This window comes from Siphonobacter sp. SORGH_AS_0500, assembly GCF_002838835.1.
In the GTDB taxonomy this organism is placed as follows: domain Bacteria; phylum Bacteroidota; class Bacteroidia; order Cytophagales; family Spirosomataceae; genus Siphonobacter.
The window spans coordinates 144,047-167,203 of record NZ_NHPP01000002.1 but is presented as its reverse complement, the minus strand read 5'-3'; the positions used below and the strand labels follow the sequence as shown (position 1 = coordinate 167,203).

The following is a 23,157-nucleotide window of genomic DNA, read 5'->3' as shown; positions in this document are numbered from 1 at the left end:
TTTCTATTTCGAGAGAAGTAGTACCTTGGCTTTTCGCCCATAGGAAAACCAGCTATCTGACTTCCTGAAGAGATTAATAAAAGATGATGATACAATTAGATCGTACGCAAGCTCCTGATTTTCACCTGACGGATACCGTTTCTCTGCTTCCGGTTCAAGCCTATACCCTTGATAACCATATTCCGGTGTATGTCATTGACGCCGGTGAACAGCCCGTTACCCGCGTAGAATGGGTGTTTGAAGCAGGCGGATGGGATGAAGCGTTACCCAATGTTTCAACCTTTACTTTACGGATGCTGAACGAAGGAACCCAGCAGTACACAGGAGCCGAATTAGCCGAATTCTTTGATCAGTACGGCTCATTTCTGGAATTAGGTGCTTCTGCTGATCGTTCTACCGTAACCCTGTACGCCCTTCGAAAACACCTTCCAGTCCTGTTACCCCGCATTCAGGAGTTATTACAGGAAGCTACTTTCCCGGCCGAAGAACTGGAAGTGCAACGAACCATTGCCTTGCAGAATCTTCAGGTTAATGAAGAAAAAACGTCATTTCTGGCCTCTCGGGGCTTCCGCGAAGCCTTATTTGGGAAAGATCATCCGTATGGTAAGAACCAGACGCAGGAGAACCTGAAGGCTTTCAGCCGGGAAGATTTGGTTACGTTCTACCAAAATCACATTGCGGGTCATGCTTTTCAGCTTTTCATTTCGGGACAGGTTGACGAACGAGAAGTAGCATTAGTGAATGAGATTTTTGGTCAGCAGGCACTTCTTCCCCAACCCGAACGTCGGTCTTTTGAGCTGCCCGTTGATGCCAATCCAGCGAAAGTCCTCATTGAGTTACCTGAAAAGACTCAGTCAACTCTTCGCATGGGTAAACGTATGATTAATCGTGTTCATCCTGATTATTATAAAGTGCTGGTTACCAACGAAATCTTTGGGGGTTACTTTGGCTCCCGCCTGATGAAGAATATCCGGGAAGAAAAAGGCTTTACTTATGGTATCTATTCGCAGATGAATAACTTCGCTCAGGCGAGTCAGTTAGTGATTGGCACCGATGTTAATAAAGAATTTACCAGCCAGACGCTGGCCGAAATCAAAAAAGAAAGCGAACGTCTGCAAACGGAACTCGTTTCAGAAACGGAATTACAAACGGCTCAGAATTACATGATCGGGCAATTCATTGGCTCTCTAAATACGCCTTTTGAAATTGCTGATCGGCACAAGGTTCGCATTCTTAATAACCTGCCCGATGATTATCATTTACGATTCATTGAGCGAATTAAAGCCGTTACGAAGGAGGATGTACTGGCCATGGCCCAGACTCATTTCCAGTGGAAAGATTTGGTTGAAGTAGTGGCTGGAGGCAAATAAAGCCCCTACTTTAGAGACGATCGTCTAACATTTATAATCGTTGGATCTGTGTCACGAATGCCTGAAGAAATCGTCTTTAACGCCAAGCATTACCAACGCTTTTTTCACGTATCCACGTTGATAACGCGGACTAATAGTGCAAAACTCTATTATTGCTGCCAGCTTTTTCGCTGGCAGCCCTCTTATGAAGTGGAGAAAGTCACCTGTTTACTCAAACCAACAGAGACCTTCACTCTGCTCTGAGTAATAGACTTAAAATGAATAAAGGTAAGATCCTACCTGCCGTTAGAGTAGAAACGAGAGGGCCCTATTTTAGTCATGTTCGGGCAGGCTCTTACGCTTTATTTACTATCCAATTTACCCGTCCGAAAAAGCTCGTACAGACTTTGAGCAAAAATGAGAATAAGAATGATGGGTAATAGGTGAGCTCCCCAGATGAATCCTTTCCCCGTGAACTGGTAGGTTCCCGAAGAAAACTGGATAAAAACATTCATAAACGCCATTGAGGCAATAACTAGCATCAAAGCCAGTACTAATACACCCGTTCGGATGGGTAAGTATTTTTTGACGAGTTCACTCACCAAAATTGACAGGCCTACCAGAATCAGTACAAAAACCAGAGCCCGGGAAAAGGTTTTAATATACGCGTATTTATATAACCAGATGCCAATACGCCCAATCAGATTAGGATGGGATAGTAACCAAGCATCCGTTACGGCTAGTACCAGATAAAGCAAAAAATGGGAACGAAATCGCATTAGAGTTGAGAGTTTTGAGTTTAGGGTTTTGAGTTTAAAACATTCAAACTCAAAACCCTAAACCCTAAACATATTAGTTATTCTTCCTGATAAAGCACTTGGGTTACGGTTTGACCGACGGCTTTCATGACGTTTTTGTCGATTACCTCCATGTTATCCTTGTGCGTATGATGATAATCTCCAAAAGTCTTCGGATTGTTTACTTTCATTTCCACAATGTCTACCATCGGAATCTTAGCTACTTCATTAACCGCTACGTGATCGTCGGTTAAGCCGCCGCCTTGTACGGGCAGGAAGTATTGGTTATACCCCAAACGTCCGGCTATATTCCAGATATTCTGAACGATGCTCGGGGCATACTGTAAAGAATAACTTTCCTGAGGGAATTGAGCCCCTTTCGCTCCTACCAGATCCAGCAGAATGCCATAGTAAGCGGAATAACCCGGCTTATGCAGATTTTTCGCCCAGTACTGCGAACCCAAGGCCCAGTTTGATCGCTCCTGCGAAGGCTGCATTCCTTCTTTTTCACCCCAGTCTTCGATGTCAAAGAAGATAATATCAATACCCACGTTTGGTAGCGGTTTCGCCTGAAGGTTACGGGCAATTTCCAGTAATACCCCTACGCCACTACCGCCGTCATTGGCTCCGTCGAAAGGTTTGTTTTTATACTGGGCAACGGTGTCTTTATCCGCAAAAGGGCGGGTATCCCAGTGAGCCGTCAACAAAATGCGTTTGGCCGCATCGGGGTTGATGCTGCCAATGATATTACGGGCATTAAGCTTGGTTCCATCAAAAGCCGTTTCGGTGAATTTCTGTTCGGTCACCGCGAATCCGTAGCTTTTCAGCTTAGCAACCAGCCAGTCGCCGCAAGCCTGATGAGCTTTGGAATTAGGAATCCGTGGGCCAAAATCTACCTGTTTTTGAACAAAAGCATAGGCTGAATCGGCGTTGAAGGTAGGAGCCGGAGCTAATTTAGGTTCTTCGGTACTGGTAGTGCTTTCGCTTTTTCCTGATTTATCGTCACAGGACTGAACCAATAAACCCGTTGCCCCAAGAGCAAGGAGCAGAGCCAGAGTTGATAAACGTTTCATGAGGTATGGTTTGAAAATCGGCGTAGAGAGTTTCTCTACGCCGATGCCTTTATTCTTCGTAAGCCCAGTCGATCTTGTGTTTGAGATCTTTAATAACCAGACCATTCTGTTTAAATACGGAACGAACCTGATCCACTTTATCGTATTGCTTCTGCGTTTTGAAATCACGATACAAATCCAGCAGACCATCAATCAGCGGCTCAAACGCCTGATTACGTTCTTCCTCCAGACCCAAAATATCCGCCAGGAAGGTCATATACGTAGTCTTCAGTTTGTTGAAAACCTCTTCGCCTAACTGAGCGGGCTTCACCTGAAGCATGTATAACTGATTGATTTTCTTCAGCAACGCAAACAAATGAGCAATGGCAACCGCCGTGTTCAGGTCGTCATTCATGCCTTCATAAGCACCTTCGATGGCCTTCTCTACTTCTTCAACCTGTTTCACATCCACAGCAATGGTTTCGTCTGCCACAAATTCCATATCGCGAATCAGCCGCAGGCCATTAATTAAACGCTTATACCCTTTCTGAGCTGCTTTCAGAGCTTCGTTAGAAAAGTCCAGCGTTGAGCGATACTGACTTTGCAACATGAAAAAGCGAACCGTCATCGGCGAATAAGCCTGTTCCAGCAAATGGTGACTTCCCGCAAATAACTCGTTCGGTAAAAACGAGTTACCCAGAGATTTGGACATTTTCTGACCATTAACCGTCAGCATATTCGAGTGCATCCAATACTTCACGGGTGATACTTCATTCAGTCCCGTGCCCTGAGCGATTTCGCATTCATGGTGTGGGAATTTCAAGTCCATACCCCCACCGTGAATATCAAATTGCTTTCCTAAGTATTTGGTACTCATGCAGGTACATTCCAAGTGCCAGCCGGGAAAACCGGAACCCCAGGACTAGGCCAACGCATGAGGTGATCGGGAGCGGCTTTTTTCCAGATGGCAAAATCCAGCGGGCTTTTCTTTTCTCCAATCCCATCCAGATCGCGGGTTTCGGTTAATAAGTCCTCCAGAATCCGACCTGACAATTTGCCGTAATCTTTATGTTGCTGATTATAGCGTTCAATATCAAAATAGACCGAACCATTCGATTCGTAAGCTAAATTTTTATCAAGCAATGTCTTTACAGCTTCAATCTGCTCGACAATGTGCCCCGTAGCGTTGGTTCTATGCTGGGAGGCAGAATATTAAACTGCTCCAGCACTTTATGAAAGTCGTCAGTATACCGATGAACGATTTCCATTGGCTCAATCTGCTCAAGGCGAGCCATGCGACCAATTTTGTCTTCGCCTTCGTCACTATCGCCCGTTAAGTGTCCTACGTCGGTGATGTTCCGCACGTAACGAACTTTATATCCGCTGTGACGCAGGTAACGTACCAGGGTGTCGAACGTCAGGAATGTGCGAACGTTTCCTAAATGAACGTAATTATAAACCGTTGGACCGCAGACATATAAGCCAACATGTGGCGGATGAAGGGGTTGAAAAACTTCTTTCTCCCGGCTAAGGGTATTGTAGATTTTCAGGGATTGCATGCAAAAAATAATTGAATGAGATCAGTACTGAAAAATCAGCACATGCGAATAAGAACCGTCGAAGATTACAGACCGTTCCAACATCGTAATACGCGGTAAGAAAAAGAAGCTTGTGCCACGTCATAAAAGGTTTGATTGCAAAAGTAAGGAAAAGAGTTTAGGGTTTTGAGTTTTGGGTTCAGAGTTTACGAGAATTTGAAATACTAAGCTCATTTACAGAATTGTAACTCATGCACAAAGCACCTCTCTTTGGCAACTACACAACGCAAAACCCAAAACGCTAAACCCAAAACCCAAAACTCCCCTATCTTTGACCCAGGTTTCTTTCCCGATATCGTTATGCTTTTGTTTGAAGTCGGTACTAACCCTAGTGCCCAACGTGAGTTTTTGATGTTTCCCGTTCGTTTGTATCGCCATGATTTGAACTGGATTCGCCCTTTGGATCAGGACATTGAAGATGTTTTCGATCCGAAGAAAAACAAGATGTTCAAACACGGTGAATGCATTCGCTGGATTTTACAGAACGAAGCTGGACAAACCATCGGTCGTGTGGCTGCTTTTATCGATTATGATAAAGCTCGCAAAGAAGATCAGCCTACGGGCGGCATGGGCTTTTTTGAGTGCATTGAAGATGAAAAAGCCGCCTTTTTGCTCTTCCAGGCTTGCAAAGACTGGCTCGAAAGCAAAGGTATGGAGGCGATGGACGGCCCCATTAACTTCGGTGAACGCGAGGCCTGGTGGGGCTTAATGGTGCAGGGCTGGGACTTCGAACCTACCTACAAAATGCCCTGGACGAAGGAGTATTACATCGCCTACTTCGAGAAGTACGGCTTTCAGGATTACTTCAAGCAATTTGTCTACACTTCTCCCATTCGGGAAGTAGTCGTTTCTCCTAATGTGGAGGAAAAAGCTCAGCGGGTCTATGCAAACCCCGAGTTTACCTTTCAGCACATCGAAAAGAAAGACCTGGCTAAATACACCGAGGATTTTCGCAGTATCTATAATAAAGCCTGGGCCAAGTTTCCGGGTGTAAAAGAAATGAGCATCGAACAGGCCCGCTCGCTGGTTAATTCGATGAAGCCCATCATTGATGAACAGTTAATCTGGTTCGCTTACGCAGGCGGTGAGGCCATTGCTTTCTTCATTGTCATTCCTGATTTGAATCAGATTGTCAAGCATTTAAACGGCAAATTTGGGTTATTACAGAAACTGAAACTGTTGTATCTGCTGAAATGGAAGAAAGTAGTTACCCGAACCTGCGGCCTTATTTTCGGCGTCATTCCTGATTATCAAGGGAAAGGCGTAGAATCCGCCATCGCCCTACGTTTCCGTCAGGCAGGTCGTGACAATCCTGATTACCAATACGATACCATTGATATGAACTGGGTGGGTGATTTCAATCCCCGTATGAATCGCTTCGTTTCGCAACTAGGCACCCGCATTGATAAGAGTTATATTACCTATCGTTACCTCTTTGACCGCACGAAAGAATTCAAACGTTGCCCACGGGTTTAGTTTGGTTCAGAGGCACCGCAATGAAGGTTACTTCCCTGAGACGGAGGTAACCTTTTTTATTGGCTATTCCTGAAAATTAAAATTAGATCCCTGATTAAACTTCCTCGGCCGGAAATCAGTCTCAATACCGTACCATCTTCCTGACTATGAGCTTATTCTTTACTACATCTCGTTTTTAATAAATCGATGAAAAGTAACCTCAGTCAGCTAAAGCATTTATACCTGCGGGCGGGTTTCGGAGCCAGCCCGGCAGCGTTACAGGAAGCCAGCCGCCATTCGCTTTCCAAAGCGGTGAATCATCTTTTTGAAGACTCCCAAACCAGCTCTCCGCTGCATGTGGCAGATCCCCAGCAATTGGGTTACACCCGTAAAACGCTGCTGGAAATGGTCATGCAAAGAGATAGTTTATCGCAGGATCAGAGAAAACAGATGGCACAGCAGATTCTGCGGGAAAATCGGGAGCAGATTGGTGACATTAACTACGCCTGGGTGAATCAAATGGGTTCAGGGAAGGAAGCTTTACGAGAAAAAATGACGCTTTTCTGGCACGGCCATTTTGCCTGCCGCAGCCTGAATCCAGCTTATGTTCAAAAGCAGAATAATGTCCTTCGCGAAAATGCTCTGGGCAAATTTGGGGACTTGCTCGGAGCCATCTCCAAAGATCCTGCCATGCTTCAGTTTCTGAATAACCAGCAGAATCGCAAGCAGAGTCCAAACGAAAATTTTGCCCGGGAAGTCATGGAGTTATTTACGCTGGGCCGGGGTAATTATACCGAAAAAGACATTAAGGAAGCCGCCCGCAGTTTTACAGGTTGGGGCTTTAATGGTCGGGGCGAGTTTGTTTTTCGGAAAAATCAGCACGACAATGGCCCGAAAACCATCTTCGGAAAAACCGGAAACTTCAGCGGAGAAGATACCCTGAATTTATTACTGGAACGACCCGAAACGGCTACTTTTCTGGTAACTAAAATCTATCGCTTTTTTGTAAATGACCAACCCGACCAGGCCATTATCAATCACTTAGCTCCGCGTTTTCATCAAAAGGAGTACGACATCAGTTGGCTAATGAAGGAAATTTTTTCTTCCGACTGGTTTTACGACCCCAGAAATATCGGTACAAAAATTAAATCTCCCGTGGAGTTTCTGGTCGGCTTGCAACGCACGTTTGGATTAACCTACGGTAGCAAGCAGTCCGTCTTGTACATTCAGAAAGCTCTGGATCAGGTACTATTTTACCCACCTAACGTAGCAGGCTGGCCGGGTGGCACGGCTTGGATTGATTCCTCCAGCTTGCTCCTGCGGATGAAGTTACCCGAAGTCATCTTCAATTCGGCTGAGCTAAACTTCAAAGCAAAAGCCGACGGCGATGTAAATACCGATTACCTCACGCAGAAAAAAGGACGACAGTTTGAGCAGGCCGAACTCAACTGGCAAGCTTTTGGCACCGCCTTCGAAGGCCTTCAGGGCGAAGCTTTGGTAACCGCCTTAAGCACACACTTACTGCAACGTCCGCTTCGCTCAGCTCAGCAAAATCTGATTCTGAAGCGAAAAAAAGAATCGGAATTGAAAGATTATACGCTGGCTTTACTTACCCTGCCAGAGTACCAATTGGGTTAAACTTTCCACCCCTAGACATAATGCTTTATGAATCGTAAAGAATTTCTTCGTCAATCGGCTCTGGCTACGGTAGGCACCTGGCTTATTCCCGACTTTGTTAAAGCGTATGAACAGCATCAGTTGGGACAGACGCCTTCTTCCCGGAAGACGCTGGTAATCATTCAGTTTTCCGGTGGAAATGATGGGTTAAATACCATCATTCCTTACCGAAACGATATTTATTACCGCGAGCGGCCCAAACTGGCCATTCCTGAGGGTAAGGTCCTGAAAATTAACGATGAGTTAGCCTTTCATCCGGCTCTGGAAAAACTTCGCCGTTGGTACGATGACGGGCGTTTTTCCATTCTCAATAATGTGGGTTACCCTAACCCTGACCGTTCGCACTTCCGGTCGATGGACATCTGGCATACCGCCAGTAACTCTAATGAATACCTAAAAACAGGCTGGATTGGGCGTTACCTCGATTCTCAGTGTTCTGGTCAATGCCAACCTTATCAGGCTCTGGAAATTGATGATCAGTTAAGTCTATCCATGAAGGGTGATCAGGTAAAAGGCTTAGCAGTGTCAGACCCGAAACGCCTGTACAATCAGACGCAAAACAGTTTTTATCAGCAACTAGCCCGGGTTAATCACGAAGAATATGAAAACGTGGATTACCTCTATAAAACGCTGGCTGAAACGATTTCTTCCGCCGATTATATTCATGCCAAGACGAAAGTTGCCAGTTCTTCCACCACCTATCCATCCCACGAATTAGGTCGTCGACTGAAAACCATTGCTAACTTTATTCGCACGGGCGTGGATTCTCGTGTCTATTACGTATCGCACGGCAGTTTTGATACGCATGTGAATCAACAACCTCAGCAGCATAACTTATTAACTCAATACGCCGAAGCTCTCGACTCCTTCTTACAGGATTTAAAATCGCAGGGTCAGCTTGATAACGTGGTCGTTATGACCTTTAGCGAGTTTGGTCGCAGGATTAAACAAAATGCATCGAACGGAACGGATCACGGAGCCGCCAATGTGCTATTTCTGGCAGGCTCGTTGCTGAAACCAGACTCCAGTCTGACGGCTTCCCCTAACCTGACGGATACGGATCAGGGAGATTTAAAGTATACCATTGACTTCCGCGATGTGTATGCCACTTTGCTGGATCGCTGGCTGGATGTTCCATCAGAAGCAATTTTGGGACGAAAATTTGCAGGTCTGAAAATGGGGTAATCTCCTCGATATCGCCTCAAAAAATCGTATTTTTGTACATGCTTCAAAAAACCCGCGGCTTAGTTCTTAATTACCTGCGTTACCGAGAAACGTCGATCATCGTCAAGATTTATACCGAGGAATTCGGCGTTCAGACCTATATCGAGAATGGAGTTCGGAGCAGCAAAGGCAAAAACAAAATTGCTCTTTTTCAGCCCCTTACCTTATTGGATTTAGTTGTCTATTTCAAAGACAGTGCCGGAATTCAGCGGATTTCCGAAATTAAGGTCAACCACCCGTACAGTACAATTCCTTTTGATATTACCAAGTCAACCATTGCCCTTTTTATTACCGAAGTACTCAGCAAAACGCTGAAGGAAGAAGCGGGGAATCCACGGTTATTTCAATTTCTTCGGGAAAGCCTAATCTGGCTGGATCAGGCAACCGAAGGATACGAAAATTTTCACCTCTGGTTTTTGCTTCGGCTGAGTTTTTATCTGGGTTTCGAACCCACAACGGGCCAGCAACTGGCTCAAGAGTTAAGACTAGCAGGTTATCCCATCCACGACGAGTCGGAATTACGGAAATTGGATGAGTTGAATGTGAATCCGGAAATCCGCATAGGTCGATCATCCCGCAACTATTTACTGGAAATGGTCTTGAAGTTTTATGAGCTTCACGTCGATGGTATGGGTGAAGTTCGGTCTCTGGAGATTCTGCGTACGGTTTTTTCCTAATATTATTTACATTACTTAATAACCTATAAATCAGAATATTTAGTCATCCATAATCTAAATAATGATACTTCTAAATAGAAACGTAAAACAAATTTCAACGGTAAGCTTGTCCACTCGCTGAAATATTGCTACTTTTGCGTTCCAATTTTTGAAAAGCACTGATTTAAATAACGCAATAAGCTCATGGCTAAGAAAGGCAACCGCATTCAGGTAATCCTCGAGTGCACCGAGCAAAAGACTTCTGGCGTTCCTGGCATGTCACGATATGTCACGATGAAAAACCGGAAGAATACTACGGCTCGTATTGAACTCCAGAAGTACAACCCTTTCCTTAAAAAGCATACGCTTCACAAGGAAATCAAGTAATTTCAGACCCCAGTTATTCGTTGTTTAGGTGGTTCCTAGTCCGGCGATAACTGTCAACTGGTTAGTGATCCACTGTATAACATTTTACTGAAATGGCAAAGAAAGTAGTAGCGACCCTGAAAAAAGAAGGTGGCGTTAAATACGCTAAAATCATCAAGGCGGTGAAAAACCCAACCACAGGTGCTTATACCTTCAAAGAAGAAATCGTTCTTCAGGACGAAGCTCAAGCAGCTCTGAAAAACTAGTCTGCTGAGACTCAAAAGTCTTATTATGATCCTCCGAACGTTCTTCGGGGGATTTTTTGTTGTAGATTTGGAGTATTAGTGACTCAGACTACTTCAGTTGACCAAAATAGCCGGGTCCTAAGCATAGATAATCAAACCAAAAATGGGCTTATTCGATTTTTTCACGAAGAAAAAGGAGCAAATCCAGGAAGAACAGGCCGAGTCGCTGGACAAAGGTCTGGAAAAAACCAAAGATGGCTTTTTCTCTAAACTCAGCCGGGCCGTCGTCGGAAAATCCAAAGTAGATGACGAAGTGCTGGATGAACTGGAGGAAATTCTGATTTCTTCGGATGTGGGGGTAGAAACCACCGTCAACATTATTCGCCGGATTGAAGCCCGCGTTGCCAGAGATAAGTTCATGAATACCAGTGAGCTGGATTCCATCCTTCGGGAGGAAATCGCAGCTTTGCTGTCTGAAAACCAGTCTACCGATATTTCGGGAGATTTTGAAACACCCCTGGGCACCAAACCCTACGTCATTATGGTAGTGGGTGTAAATGGTGTGGGGAAAACGACGACCATTGGTAAACTGGCCGCCCAATATCACAAAGCCGGAAAGAAAGTGGTGTTAGGGGCAGGTGATACCTTCCGGGCCGCCGCCGTAGAACAGTTAAAATTATGGGGTGAACGCGTAGGCGTACCCGTAATTGACCACGGCATGAACACCGATCCTGCTTCGGTAGCTTATGATGCCGTGAAACAGGGTACTGAAACTGGAGCAGACGTTGTAATCGTCGATACCGCCGGACGTTTACACACGAAGGTGAACCTGATGAACGAGCTTTCGAAAATCAAGCGGGTTATGCAGAAATTCTCTGTGGAAGCTCCACACGAGGTATTACTTGTGCTTGACGGCTCGACCGGACAAAATGCATTTATTCAGGCTCAGGAGTTTACGAAAGCTACGGAAGTGACTTCGCTGGCCATTACCAAGTTAGACGGTACCGCTAAAGGCGGCGTAGTGATTGGTATTTCTGATCAGTTTAAGATTCCTGTAAAATATATTGGCGTAGGTGAGCGAATTGAGGATTTACAGGTATTCAATAAAAAAACCTTCGTCGAGAGTCTATTCAAAAAATAACTCCCATTACGAAAACCACAAAAGCTGCCGGATAATCCGGCAGCTTTTTTTAGTTTTGAATCATACCTATGAAAATTCCGGTTCAAAATATCTATTATCTGCTTTGTTACGCCTGGGACAAACTCGACGAACGTGAACTGGTTCATGTCGCCGCTGACGACCAGATTAGTTTGCTGGATTTACTAATCGAAGTATTAATCACAGCCACTCACCGTCTCTTCAGGCAAGGTTTGTTTCATGCGTATCAATCCGAAAAAGTACAACTGGCGGGCATTCGTGGGAAGTTATTACTGACGGAAAGCTTACAGAAAAATGAATTCCGGCAGGGAAGAGCCATTTGTGAGCAGGATGTTTATTCAGCGAATCAGCCCGTAAATCAGATTCTAAAGACGACGCTCAACTCTTTATTACGTCTCCCCTCTTTACCACAACAGTCCCGCATTCGTCATCTACACATCCGCATGACGGATGTCGAGGAAATCAAACTCAACGAAACGATTTTCACTAAGGCAAGCATTCCAAGGCATCCTTCTACTTATCGTTTTGTGCTGAATGTGTGTGAATTACTTTACAAAAACTTACTAGTTAACGAAGAAAAGGGTACCTACCAGTTCAAGGATTTCTGGCGGGACGAGCGGCAAATGGCAGTTCTTTTTGAAGCATTCGTTCGAAATTTCTATCGTCACGAATTACCACAATGGAAAGTACGACGGGAAACCATTCACTGGAAATTAACCGCCAGTGAACAGGATCGCACGTTGTTACCTCTCATGCAAACCGATTTAACCCTGGAGCAAAAAGATCAGAAAATCATTCTGGATACGAAGTATTACGCCGAAACGTTTCAACGACATTTTGAATCCCGCAAGGTACATTCGCCGCATTTATACCAGTTGTTTGCTTACCTGAAAAACTATCCGGCTTCCGGCAAGCTTCGGGGCATTTTATTATATCCAACGGTTACGCAATCCGTTTCCGCTTTCTTTTCCGACGAAGCCCATCAGATTCAGGTGCAAACGCTGGACTTAAATCAGCACTGGTCGGGCATTCACCGGGATTTACTGAGATTAGTTGAGGTTAAAGATTAAATGTCTAGCGTAACCCTTGCTATCCTTTTACTATCTGTCTGGGCATCTGAATTAATGGGTTAGCCTACAATTAGTGCTGCCAGCGAAAAAGCTGGCAGCGGTCACTTCGGATATTCGTTACTAGCAACCACTTCGCAATAACGATTCAGAGGCCTATCTAATACAATGCTACCAGAATAAAAGGCGGGCTATACCGATAGTGGTTACCCTAGATGTTTAATTGTTAACATTGCCGCTGCCAGCTTTTTCGCTGGCAGCACTACCTTAGGATAATCAATTCAGGTACTAGGTATATAACTGATTGTTAATATCAGCGAAAATCATTTCTTCGCAGGATCTTTCCACTCGTTTAATTCTACCAAGTAACCATCAGGATCGGGTAAGTAAATCTGTTTCACTCCATCAAAACGAACCTGAGCGTGATAAGCTAAGCCCTTACTTTTCAGAAAAGCTTCTGCTTGATCCATCGACTCCACAAAGACGGCAAAGTGAGAGCCATTTCGATCATTATTCACCGGAACTGTACGACCGGCCAATAAATGTATCTGCTGATCTGGGCCAATTTTAAACCAGGAGCGGATCGCTTTGAGATTATCAGGGACTTCCAGCCGCTCAAGACCCAGAATTTCGGAATAGAATTTGGTAGAAGCAGGTAGATCAGCCACTTGCAAAGCCAGGTGATTATGTTTGACAATGCCTAATTTCTCCTGAGCAAAAGCAGCCCTACTCATACCTGTGAAGCAGATTATGATAAAAAGGAAACGAAATAACATGTGACTATAGATTTGAGAGGTATAAAAAAATCGTTACCTGAATTTTGACTCTCAGATAACGATTTTGTAAAAGGCTAAAACTCTTACTTATCAAGGAATAGGTAACACTTTGCTTTCTTTGAATGTCGACAAAATTACCATGGTTTGCGTGCTGGCTACTTCTTCGATTTCGTTGATTTTTTCCAGCATCAGGCGTTGATACGAAGCAATATCCTTTGAAATTACCTTTAACAGGAAGTCGCCAGAACCCGTAATGTGGTGGCATTCTACTACTTCGGGAATTTCATTGATTTTTTCAACGAAAGAATCTGTTACCTGCTTTTTGTGACCAACCAGCGTAATCTGAACGAAAGTCGTTACTCCCAGCCCTACTTTCTCACGATCGAGTTGAGCGTGGTAACTCTGAATAATCCCTGACGTTTCTAATTTCTTTACCCGTTCCAGCGTTGGAGCAGGCGATAAACCAATTTCTTTCGAGAGTTGAGCATTGGTAATTTTTGCGTTGGATTGCAGTATTTCAAGGACTTTGCGATCAATGTGATCCAGTTTCTGAAGTGTGTTCATATGGTAGTACGCAGTAAGCGAAAATATTATTTGGTGGATAGCCTGACTTTCGCTGGCAAATTTCATAAAAATACCGCGGATAAGCACAATCGTAAAATATAATTTTTTTTAATCCTAAAAAATTAGTGTAAAATCCCAATAAAAAAGCTATCTACTAAACAAATATGTTTCCTTTATGAACTTGATTTTCAGCGTAGAAAGGCCCTTTTTCTTCAAAGGGCTGCAAATGTCGTCTATTTTCACTGGCTTTTCATAGCATTTAACGGAATAATTAATTAAACTGCTTTCGTTGCCTTATTTTTTATTTGGTTACGTAATTATTAAAAAATTAAGATTTTCTCTTTGCCCTTTTCCGTGCCGACATGCGGGTTTCAGGCCTTACCTTTGTAGGGATCATCTATTTATTACATCCTTGTTTTTTCGAGAAGTCCCCGGTTTATCAGATTTAAAAAACACCCTGATTCAGTCCGTCAAGAGTCAGCATGTTGCCCACGCCCAGCTATTTCATGGGCCTTTAGGCAGTGGGAATCTGGCTCTGGCTCTGGCTTATGCCACGTACCTGAACTGCGAAGACCGGCAGGAAGACGATTCCTGCGGGCGTTGTGCTTCCTGCGTGAAGATGAAAAAACTGGCTCACCCGGATGTACATTATATCTTTCCGGTAGCGGTAACCAAGAAAATCAAGGATAATGAATCGGATGCTTTTATGCCCTTGTGGCGGGAGTTTATCGACGCTCATCCTTTCGGCACGCTGTCCGACTGGTTGACGTTTATTGGCGTAGAAGGGAATCGGCAGGGTAATATTTCGGCGGAAGAAGCCCGTAACGTTATCCGAAAAATTTCACTGAAAGCCTACGAAGGTGAATACAAGATTCTCATTCTGTGGCAACCTGAGTTACTGAATGTCTATTCGGCCAATGCTTTGCTGAAGATTCTGGAAGAACCACCCGCCAAGACCATTTTCCTACTGGTTTGCACCGATGCCAATCGTCTACTCACCACCATTATTTCCCGTACCCAACGCATTGGCGTTCCTGCCTTTACTGAAACGGAAGTATCATCTTATATTCAGCAAAAACTGGGAACGGAAGAAAAGCAGGCTCGTCACGTAGCGTACCTTTCGGAGGGAAATCTGGGTTATGCTCTGGAGCTAGCCAAAGGTGAAGGCAACGAGCAACATCCCTGGTTTGCTCAGTGGATGCGGCATTGTTACCGAGGCATTCCAGCCTTTGGTGATATGCTAAAAATGGCCGATGAGTTTGATAGTCAGCCCAAAGAGCAACAAAAAGGGATGATGGAATATAGCCTGAGCGTCTTTCGGGATCTGATGCTCTGGCAAAATGGCGTGGAAGCTCTTGTGCGACTGGAAGGCGATGAGCTTACCTTCGTTCAGAATTTTTCGAAAGTAATTCCCCCCGAACGCTTACCTCTGATTACAGAGGAGTTGAACACGGCCTTTTTCCAATTGGAAAGAAATGTTCGGGCTAAAATGATTTTTCTGGATTTGTCATTAACACTGGCCAAACTTCTTCGGAAGTAAGAGCTGTTTGATAGCATACGCGTATGAAAGTTAGAATTGGATCACGGGGATCGAAGCTGGCCCTCTGGCAGGCCGAATACGTGGCCGAACAACTCCGGCTGGGTGGCATGGAACCCGAAATCGTAGTGATTGATACCAAAGGCGATAAAATTCTGGATCGCTCTTTATCTAAAATTGGTTCCAAAGGCGTTTTTACGGAAGAGCTGGAAGAACAACTCCGAACGGGTGCCATTGATATTGCCCAACACTCTGCTAAAGATTTACAATCTTCGCTGGCAGATGACCTGGAAATCATCGCCTTCACACCCCGCGAAGCCGTCAATGATGTCTTAATCAGTTTCAATCCAGAGTTATCGCTGGAATCGGGTGAAACTTTTGTGGTAGGTACTTCCAGCACGCGTCGCGTCGCTACGCTGAAACGGTATTACCCGCACATCAAAGTAGTAGACATGCGGGGTAACCTGCAAACTCGTCTGGATAAATTGAGAAGCGGTGTTTGCGATGCCCTCATTCTGGCTTACGCCGGTGTGCACCGCATGGGTTACGAAGAATATATTGCCGAGCATTTATCAACGGAAACCTTCACTCCCGCCGTGGGCCAAGGTAGCGTAGCCATTGAATGTGCTACTAGCCTGGACGCAGATAAAAAAGCACGCATTCGTGAGTTACTGAACGATCCCGTAACGGAAAGCTGCATTCGGGCCGAGCGTATTTTTCTGGCTACCCTACAGGGCGGTTGCAGCATTCCAGTGTTTGGACTGGCATCGCACGTGAATGGTCGCATTAGCTTAACGGCTGGGATTGTCTCACTGGATGGTCAGAAGGAGTTACGCCGCACCGAAATTGCTGATACCGCCCAGGCAAATAGTATGGCTCAGAAACTGGCCGATAAAATCGCCTCTCAGGGAGGTAATAATATGGTAAGAGAAATACGAGCCAATTTATAATACCATGCGAAAATCATCCTCTATGATGGGTCTCGGGTTAGCTTTGTTGCTTGCTCTCCCAAGCTTTGCTCAACGCAAAGAAAAACTGGTAACTATTGAAACCAAATACGGCCCTATTCGGCTGATTTTGTTTGATCAGACGCCTAAGCATAAAGCCAACTTTTTGAAGTTAACAAAAGAGCATTTTTACGACGGCATATTATTCCACCGTGTCATTCCGACTTTCATGATTCAGGGCGGTGATCCTGAGTCAAAAAAAGCAACGCCCGACGCGATCCTCGGCTCGGGAGATATGGATTATACCATTCCGGCAGAGTTCGTGCCCGAATTGTTTCATCAACGGGGTGCTGTAGGTGCTGCCCGGGAAGATAACCCGGCCAAAGCCTCTTCGGGTTGTCATTTTTATATTGTTCAGGGGAAAACCTATGATGAGGTAACCCTGGAAACGCAGGCTAAACGGGCCGGTCGTCCTCTTACCGATGCTCAGAAAGAAGTTTATAAAACCAAAGGAGGCACTCCCCGGTTAGATGGGAATTATACGGTATTCGGACAAGTAATTGACGGAATGGCCGCCGTAGATAGCATTGCAGCTCAGCCCCGAAATGAAGCCGATCGTCCTAACGTTGATATTTCGATGATGAAGGTTACAGCTAAAAAAATGAGTAAGAAAAAAATAACCCGTCGATATGGTTATGTTTTTGCCCGTTAACTTCTCTACTTTGTACGTCTTTCTCCGCTGTCTTTAACTATGACTCCCAAAAAGATTTTAATTACCGGAACCAATGGCCTGCTGGGTCAAAAACTGATTACGCTTTTACATAAAAACCCAGATGTTCAACTGATTGCTACCGCTCGTGGAGCCAATCGCCTGCCCTTCACAGATGGGTATGAATACCGGGAAATGGACATTACCGATGCTGCTCAGGTAGCTGAAGTAATGGAAGCCGTTCAGCCCCACGCGGTTATTCATGCGGCAGCGATGACGAATGTGGACCAGTGTGAATTCGAGAAAGAATTATGCTGGAAAATGAACGTGCTGGCCGTAGAATATCTGGTAGAAGCCTGCAAAAAGTATGATACCTTCCTGTGCCATGTCTCTACCGATTTCATTTTTGACGGTGAAAACGGTCCCTATCCCGAAGACGCCATTCCTAGTCCCTTAAGTTTCTACGGCTGGAGTAAATATGCGGCTGAAGAAGTGGTGAAACGCTCGAATATTCGCTGGGGCATTGCCCGGACGGTTCTCGTCTACGGCATTGCGGCGGACATGAGTCGGAGTAATATCATTCTTTGGGTGAAAAAATCACTTGAAGAGGGAAAAACGATTAAGGTAGTTACGGATCAGTTCCGCTCTCCAACGCTGGCTGAAGACTTGGCGATGGGTTGCTGGCTGATTGCAGATAAAGAAGCTTTAGGCATCTATAATATTTCCGGAAAAGAGGTAATGACGCCTTACGAAATGGCGATTGCCACGGCAGATTACTTTGGCCTGGATAAATCATTTATTACCGAAGCTGATTCGAGCACCTTCACGCAACCCGCGAAGCGTCCTCCCCGTACAGGATTCATCCTTGATAAAGCTCGGAATGTGCTGGGTTACGAACCTCGTAGCTTTACCGAAGGCATCGCTATTTTGGCTGAACAAACTGCTGAACGCGTTTAACGTAGACTGATTACCGACGCAGATGAAACAGGGTATTCGGAACGGAATCCTGCTTCATCTGCGTTAGGTGTATACCATGAAAACCATTGAAGAGCAATTGAACATCTGGGGTCGCGAGCGTCGTCCCTGTTTGTTTGTGCTTGATTTTGAGCTTCGGCGGCCTCTACTCTGGCCCCTGGACGAAGTGCCGCAGGATTCGGTTTGGTATAATCTGAACGGAATTTCAAACACCTCAGAAGACATCTCCGCTTCTTCGGATTTTTATTTTCACAAATTCCCCCTCTCTTTTCAGGAGTTTGATCAGAAGTTTCAAAAAGTACATCGTGAATTATTAGCCGGGAATTCATTTCTGACGAACCTAACGGCTCGTACTCGCGTGGAGACGAATCTGAGTTTTCAGGAAATTTTCCAGCGAAGTGAGGCAAAGTATAAGGTGTGGTTACGTCTTTCGAATGATTCTGACGTAGAGGAAATCGTTTGTTTTTCGCCGGAAATTTTCGTTCGTGTTCAGGATGATTTCATTTCCAGTTACCCCATGAAAGGAACGCTGGATGCGGCCCTACCTAATGCTCGGGAGCACTTGTTAGCCGATGAAAAAGAACGCTACGAACATGCCACTATCGTGGATTTGATTCGGAATGATCTGGCTCAGGTAACAACTGAACGTTGGGTAGAACGCTTTCGCTACATCGATGAAGTGCAAACGCACGATAAAACGCTATTGCAGGTAAGCTCGGAAATCAAAGGTCGGTTACCCGAAAACTGGGCCAACGCGTTAGGTACCTTGCTCCTGCGACTATTACCTGCCGGTTCGATTACCGGGGCTCCCAAACCTAAAACGGTAGAGATCATTCAGCAAGCCGAAGCCGAACCACGTGGGTATTACACGGGAATTGTCGGCATTTTTGATGGTAAAAATCTGGATACGGGTGTGATGATTCGTTTTCTGGAGCAAACTTCGTCAGGCACTTTTTTCCGCTCCGGCGGTGGCATTACCTTCCGTAGTGATCGAGGAGGAATACCAGGAGTTGATTGATAAGGTATACGTGCCGATTTGGTGAGTTACTGTTTGACATTTTCTGTTTACAGATAATACAAACCCAAATTGTCATTTAGGGCGATCTCTCCGCCGCAGTTGATGTCCTCACCAGCCACGGCGGGAGAGTCCGCGTTTTAAAGGCAGATTCCTAAAAAGAGATAAACACCCGGATTATCATCCGGGGCTATCCAGCCTGGGGCTATCCATATTGAACCCCTCCGGGGTTATACCTCCCATTTCAAACAAATCCTTTACCTTTATGGGTTTTCCCTTTCAAACCCTAAACCCTAAACCCTAAACCCTAAACCCTAAACCCTAAACCCTAAACCCTAAACCCTAAACCCTAAACCCTAAACCTGCTTGGCCTTCTTCCGTTCTCTTTACCTTTCCCGACTGTTCTTCACGGTATTAATCAGTATCGTTTTCTGTTTTGCTGGCATTTATGATGCCTTGGCTCTTCAGTATCATACAAGTCGCCTTACTGGTGTTTGGAGTGCTGATTGTAATGGATATTTTACTGTTATACCTGCCTGGACAAACCCTAATGGCCCGACGGGACGTAGGTGAACGCTTTTCCAACGGTGATGCCAATCCGGTTTCTATCTTCCTCGAAAACCACTATAATTTTTCAGTTAAGCTGGAGATTATTGATGAAATTCCTTTTCAGTTTCAGAAGCGTGACGTGCTCTTCAGAACCGAGCTAGCTACCGAAAGTCAGCAGATTATTCGGTATGAGTTACGACCCGTAGAACGTGGCGTTTATGCCTTCGGAGCCGTTAATATCTATGTTCAAAGCCCCATTCGATTGGTGAAGCGTCGGCATCGTTTTTCGCAGGATCAGCAGGTAGCGGTTTATCCTTCTTTTCTGCAAATGAAGCAGTACGAATTCATGGCTATTTCGAGTCGATTAACCGAATTGGGTATTAAGAAAATCCGGCGGGTTGGGATGAGTCAGGAATTTGAGCAGATTCGCCCCTACGTGCCCGGCGATGAAGTGCGGACGGTCAACTGGCGAGCAACAGCCCGACGGAATGAGCTGATGGTTAATGCTTTTCAGGAAGAAAAATCTCAGGCGATTTACTGCCTGATTGATAAAGGCCGCGTCATGCAAAGCCCTTTCAACGGACTAAGCCTATTGGATTATGCCATTAATTCTACGCTGGTCATGAGTAACATTGCCCTAATCAAACAGGACAAAGTGGGCGTATTTACCTTTTCCGATAAAAAAGGACAAATCCTTCCCGCCGAACGCAAGCCTGGCCAGTTGCAGCGGATTATGGAGTTACTGTATCGGCAGAAAACCCGTTTTCTGGAAACGGATTATGAACTGTTATACGTAAACCTGAAAACGCAAATCCGGCAGCGGAGTTTGCTGTTGCTATTCACGAATTTCGAAACGGTAAACGCCATGCGACGGGTACTTCCTTACCTGCGTCGCCTAGCCAAGGATCATCTCGTTGTCGTTATTTTCTTTGAAAACACGGAGTTACGCTCCTTACTTACAAAGCCCGCTCAAACTACCGAAGAAATTTACCTGAAAACCATTGCTGAGAAGTTCTTCTACGAAAAGCAGCAAATCATGCGTGAACTTCAGCAATACGGCATTCAGTCGGTATTAACCCCACCCGAAAAATTAACGGTAAATACGATTAATAAATACCTGGAAGTAAAAGCTCGGGGAATGATCTAAGCGTGTGAAGTTATGGATTTAGAGTTTTTATACTCTTTTACCTCTGTAGTTTACCAATTACTTCCGTAGCTCTTCATCAAGGTTCAGCACTTGCTCGATGACGGATGTTTTTTCGTCGTTCCAGATGATGTAGTCCGCTATTCGCTGGCGTTCTTCTTCGGAGGCCTGACGGGCTATAATGTCCTGAATGGCTTGTTCTGTGCGATTATCCCGCTGCTTTACCCGCCGAATCCGTAACTCCAGCGGAGCTTCCACGACGATCACTTTTTGAAAGTTATTGCCTTCTCCCGCCGCTTTCATAATCGCCGCTTCGTATAACAGATAGGGAGCCGAGGCATGGCTCTGAGCCCATTCTTCGCCATCTTTTCGAACACGTGGATGCACCCGTTCATTCACCTGTTGTAATAACTCCGGCTTATCAAAAATCTGGCTTGCCACCCATGTCCGGTTGTATTCGCCCGAAGGTAAATAGGCTTCTGGACCCAGCAATTCCAGTAACTGATTTTTCAGAACAGGATCGTTCTTAATTAGCTGTTTGGCCCGGTCATCCGCTTCGTAAATGGGAATACCTAAACAGGCAAAAACCTTAGCAATCAGGCTTTTGCCCGAGCCAATTCCACCCGTAATGCCAATCACTTTAGGACTCATTTCCTGGATTATAAAAAAACGCGAACCGTACCTTATCCGTACTGATTCGCGTTTGACATTATTATTTTTTTACTGGTAAAGGACTCAGTAATTCAGCAATTTCAAAACTAATATTTACCTGTTTGGACGAAGCATTTACATGGGGATTATTGACCAGCGGAATTGGAATTTGTTCATCAAAATCACCCGTAATTTTTTTAGGTAATGGAATCTGAATGATGCTGGGTATTTCCCTCATGGCTGACTCCGGCCCTTCGACCGTAATCGTTTGTGGAATGACGTTAATAACCGTTGATACAACAAATCGGCTCGGAAATTTCACACCACTGGTGTCCGCCATCAGTTTAACCGTCTTCACTACTCTTCTTTCAAAACTAATATTCAGCGAGTCGGCAATGATGTAATTCACGTGCGTCTCCTGTAAGCGATTTGAAAGTAAATCCGTTAACGAAGTCGTATTAATAAATTTCGTATGTAACGGATTAACGACGGAGTAACGAATGGGCTCATTTCCGAGGGAAATCATACGCCATAGTAAATCCCAGCCACTGCCGGTAATACTGGCCTGAATTTGACGCGGAAGCGGAGAAGTAGGAACATACAATGAATCATCGTAAGCTACTTGTAATGGATACGCTAATCGGGTTGAATAGCCCTGTTTATTCAAAGCATTCATCAGCCAGAAAAGCAGAGCCCCTAACATGCAGAGACCCGCAACTTTCCAGTCAGGTTTCATCATTTCAATGATCAGTGATCAATTATCAGTGAACAATTCATTTCGTCGGAAACAGATAAAAACCTATTCCTTACCCGAAATGCATCAACTGATCTTTGGAATTATTGAGCCAGACGCTGGCTGCTTTCGCGAGAAATAGCCGTTTTTTCGAAAACCAGACGCATGCCACGTCCTACGTCAAGGGTAACGGTTTTATCGGTCGTTTCAACGATTTTACCGTGTAAACCACCAATCGTGATTACCTGGTCGCCTTCTTTCAGTTCGTCAACAAATTTCTGTTGATCTTTCGCCTTCTTCTGTTGAGGACGAATCATGAAGAAGTACATAACTACGAAAATACCGCCCATCAGAACGAGGCTGTACCAGTTAGTTCCGCCAGCGGGTGCCTGCAATAACATATCTTTACTTAAGTTAGGATTAATGGTTCGTTTCGAGAAAAGCGTTATTTGGCTTCCAGCACTTCTACCTTAAAAGCCACCGTAGTTGTTTCTGGCTTGGTATTCGCCATCACCGTAACCGTCTTGGTATTCGCTCCTACTTTATTTTTACTGTTGAATTTGACCAGCAAACTGGCCGTATCTCCCGGAGCAATCGCCGCCGTAGGAATAATGGGAACCGTACAGCCACAGGAAGCGGAAGCCGACTGAATGACCAGCGGAGCATTCCCCGTGTTTTTAAAAGCAAACCGATGCAGAAGGGTATCTCCCTCGGTTACTTTCCCCAGATCTACTTCGGGCTGATTGAATTTCAGAATTGGGAATTTCGTGGGGTCATCTGAGGCAGAACCTTCTTTCTTGCCATCTCCGCAAGAGCTAAGTCCCAGAAGGCCCATCAAAGCCAGTCCTAGTACTAATGTGCTTTTCATTCCTCGTGTGAAGTCCTGCATATGAGCTTTAAGCAAACCTTAAA

General features: G+C 45.0%; 23 protein-coding genes and 1 pseudogene. 15 read left to right on the top strand and 9 right to left on the bottom strand.

Features of this window, described 5'->3' with window-relative positions:
- Positions 1-83 precede the first annotated feature (83 nt).
- On the top strand, positions 84-1,370 hold the full coding sequence (locus BWI96_RS02830; protein WP_106635179.1) for a pitrilysin family protein: 1,287 nt from the start codon (positions 84-86) through the stop codon (positions 1,368-1,370).
- Between the two features lie 341 nt (positions 1,371-1,711).
- Here the strand turns inward: BWI96_RS02830 and BWI96_RS02825 are convergent, their stop codons facing one another.
- The 3 genes and pseudogenes from BWI96_RS02825 to cysS all read right to left on the bottom strand — a co-directional run bounded on the left by BWI96_RS02825 (position 1,712) and on the right by cysS (position 4,757).
- Positions 1,712-2,128 carry a hypothetical protein gene (locus BWI96_RS02825; protein WP_106635178.1) on the bottom strand — a complete coding sequence of 139 codons (417 nt, stop codon included), beginning with the start codon at positions 2,126-2,128 and terminating at the stop codon, positions 1,712-1,714.
- A 77-nt stretch (positions 2,129-2,205) separates the two neighbouring features.
- Complete coding sequence (locus BWI96_RS02820) at positions 2,206-3,219, bottom strand: M28 family peptidase (protein ID WP_106635177.1); 1,014 nt, start codon at positions 3,217-3,219, stop codon at positions 2,206-2,208.
- Between the two features lie 49 nt (positions 3,220-3,268).
- Positions 3,269-4,757, bottom strand: a pseudogene (gene cysS, locus BWI96_RS02815) (cysteine--tRNA ligase).
- A 249-nt stretch (positions 4,758-5,006) separates the two neighbouring features.
- Between cysS and BWI96_RS02810 the strand changes: the two are divergent.
- The 8 genes from BWI96_RS02810 to BWI96_RS02775 all read left to right on the top strand — a co-directional run bounded on the left by BWI96_RS02810 (position 5,007) and on the right by BWI96_RS02775 (position 12,648).
- Complete coding sequence (locus BWI96_RS02810) at positions 5,007-6,272, top strand: hypothetical protein (protein ID WP_369804056.1); 1,266 nt, start codon at positions 5,007-5,009, stop codon at positions 6,270-6,272.
- A 186-nt stretch (positions 6,273-6,458) separates the two neighbouring features.
- Entirely contained in the window at positions 6,459-7,889 is a 1,431-nt protein-coding gene (locus tag BWI96_RS02805; protein ID WP_106635176.1) for a DUF1800 family protein, read from the top strand.
- A gap of 27 nt (positions 7,890-7,916) precedes the next feature.
- Complete coding sequence (locus BWI96_RS02800) at positions 7,917-9,113, top strand: DUF1501 domain-containing protein (RefSeq protein ID WP_106635175.1); 1,197 nt, start codon at positions 7,917-7,919, stop codon at positions 9,111-9,113.
- Positions 9,114-9,151: 38 nt separating this feature from the next.
- The gene (recO, locus tag BWI96_RS02795) at positions 9,152-9,829 is read left to right on the top strand and encodes a DNA repair protein RecO (protein ID WP_106635174.1); all 678 of its coding nucleotides are present in this window, start codon (positions 9,152-9,154) and stop codon (positions 9,827-9,829) included.
- A gap of 183 nt (positions 9,830-10,012) precedes the next feature.
- Positions 10,013-10,195, top strand: coding sequence for a 50S ribosomal protein L33 (gene rpmG, locus BWI96_RS02790; RefSeq protein WP_106635173.1), 183 nt, complete (start codon positions 10,013-10,015; stop codon positions 10,193-10,195).
- A 92-nt stretch (positions 10,196-10,287) separates the two neighbouring features.
- Positions 10,288-10,440 (top strand): DUF4295 domain-containing protein, encoded by a 153-nt coding sequence (locus BWI96_RS02785; protein ID WP_106635172.1) that lies wholly within the window; start codon positions 10,288-10,290, stop codon positions 10,438-10,440.
- 142 nt (positions 10,441-10,582) lie between these two features.
- Positions 10,583-11,560: a signal recognition particle-docking protein FtsY gene (gene ftsY, locus BWI96_RS02780; protein WP_106635171.1), complete on the top strand. Its 978-nt coding sequence runs from the start codon at positions 10,583-10,585 to the stop codon at positions 11,558-11,560.
- A 68-nt stretch (positions 11,561-11,628) separates the two neighbouring features.
- Positions 11,629-12,648, top strand: a complete 1,020-nt coding sequence (locus BWI96_RS02775) for a restriction endonuclease (RefSeq protein WP_106635170.1) — start codon at positions 11,629-11,631, stop codon at positions 12,646-12,648.
- A 320-nt stretch (positions 12,649-12,968) separates the two neighbouring features.
- Here the strand turns inward: BWI96_RS02775 and BWI96_RS02770 are convergent, their stop codons facing one another.
- Together BWI96_RS02770 and BWI96_RS02765 are read right to left on the bottom strand one after the other, a co-directional pair.
- Positions 12,969-13,379, bottom strand: a complete 411-nt coding sequence (locus tag BWI96_RS02770) for a VOC family protein (RefSeq protein WP_232793550.1) — start codon at positions 13,377-13,379, stop codon at positions 12,969-12,971.
- A 132-nt stretch (positions 13,380-13,511) separates the two neighbouring features.
- Positions 13,512-13,985 (bottom strand): Lrp/AsnC family transcriptional regulator, encoded by a 474-nt coding sequence (locus BWI96_RS02765; RefSeq protein WP_094808287.1) that lies wholly within the window; start codon positions 13,983-13,985, stop codon positions 13,512-13,514.
- Positions 13,986-14,397: 412 nt separating this feature from the next.
- On the opposite strand from BWI96_RS02765, the gene BWI96_RS02760 reads away from it, so the two are divergent.
- From BWI96_RS02760 to BWI96_RS02735, 6 genes are all read left to right on the top strand, one after another.
- Positions 14,398-15,525: a DNA polymerase III subunit delta' gene (locus BWI96_RS02760; protein ID WP_106635168.1), complete on the top strand. Its 1,128-nt coding sequence runs from the start codon at positions 14,398-14,400 to the stop codon at positions 15,523-15,525.
- A gap of 23 nt (positions 15,526-15,548) precedes the next feature.
- Positions 15,549-16,472, top strand: coding sequence for a hydroxymethylbilane synthase (gene hemC / locus BWI96_RS02755; protein ID WP_106635167.1), 924 nt, complete (start codon positions 15,549-15,551; stop codon positions 16,470-16,472).
- Positions 16,473-16,476: 4 nt separating this feature from the next.
- A complete protein-coding gene (locus tag BWI96_RS02750) occupies positions 16,477-17,181 on the top strand; it encodes a peptidylprolyl isomerase (RefSeq protein WP_106635166.1) in 705 nt (234 codons plus the stop codon).
- 39 nt (positions 17,182-17,220) lie between these two features.
- Positions 17,221-18,135: an SDR family oxidoreductase gene (locus BWI96_RS02745; RefSeq protein WP_106635165.1), complete on the top strand. Its 915-nt coding sequence runs from the start codon at positions 17,221-17,223 to the stop codon at positions 18,133-18,135.
- A 76-nt stretch (positions 18,136-18,211) separates the two neighbouring features.
- A complete protein-coding gene (locus BWI96_RS02740; RefSeq protein WP_232793549.1) occupies positions 18,212-19,171 on the top strand; it encodes an aminodeoxychorismate synthase component I in 960 nt (319 codons plus the stop codon).
- A 445-nt stretch (positions 19,172-19,616) separates the two neighbouring features.
- A complete protein-coding gene (locus BWI96_RS02735) occupies positions 19,617-20,864 on the top strand; it encodes a DUF58 domain-containing protein (protein ID WP_106635164.1) in 1,248 nt (415 codons plus the stop codon).
- A 57-nt stretch (positions 20,865-20,921) separates the two neighbouring features.
- Here the strand turns inward: BWI96_RS02735 and coaE are convergent, their stop codons facing one another.
- The 4 genes from coaE to BWI96_RS02715 form a co-directional block, all read right to left on the bottom strand.
- Positions 20,922-21,512 (bottom strand): dephospho-CoA kinase, encoded by a 591-nt coding sequence (gene coaE, locus BWI96_RS02730; protein ID WP_106635163.1) that lies wholly within the window; start codon positions 21,510-21,512, stop codon positions 20,922-20,924.
- Positions 21,513-21,573: 61 nt separating this feature from the next.
- Complete coding sequence (locus tag BWI96_RS02725; protein ID WP_157830190.1) at positions 21,574-22,251, bottom strand: hypothetical protein; 678 nt, start codon at positions 22,249-22,251, stop codon at positions 21,574-21,576.
- A gap of 98 nt (positions 22,252-22,349) precedes the next feature.
- Positions 22,350-22,646 carry a preprotein translocase subunit YajC gene (gene yajC / locus BWI96_RS02720; protein WP_106635161.1) on the bottom strand — a complete coding sequence of 99 codons (297 nt, stop codon included), beginning with the start codon at positions 22,644-22,646 and terminating at the stop codon, positions 22,350-22,352.
- Positions 22,647-22,690: 44 nt separating this feature from the next.
- Positions 22,691-23,113 (bottom strand): DUF1573 domain-containing protein, encoded by a 423-nt coding sequence (locus BWI96_RS02715; RefSeq protein ID WP_157830189.1) that lies wholly within the window; start codon positions 23,111-23,113, stop codon positions 22,691-22,693.
- Between the last annotated feature and the right edge of the window lie 44 nt (positions 23,114-23,157).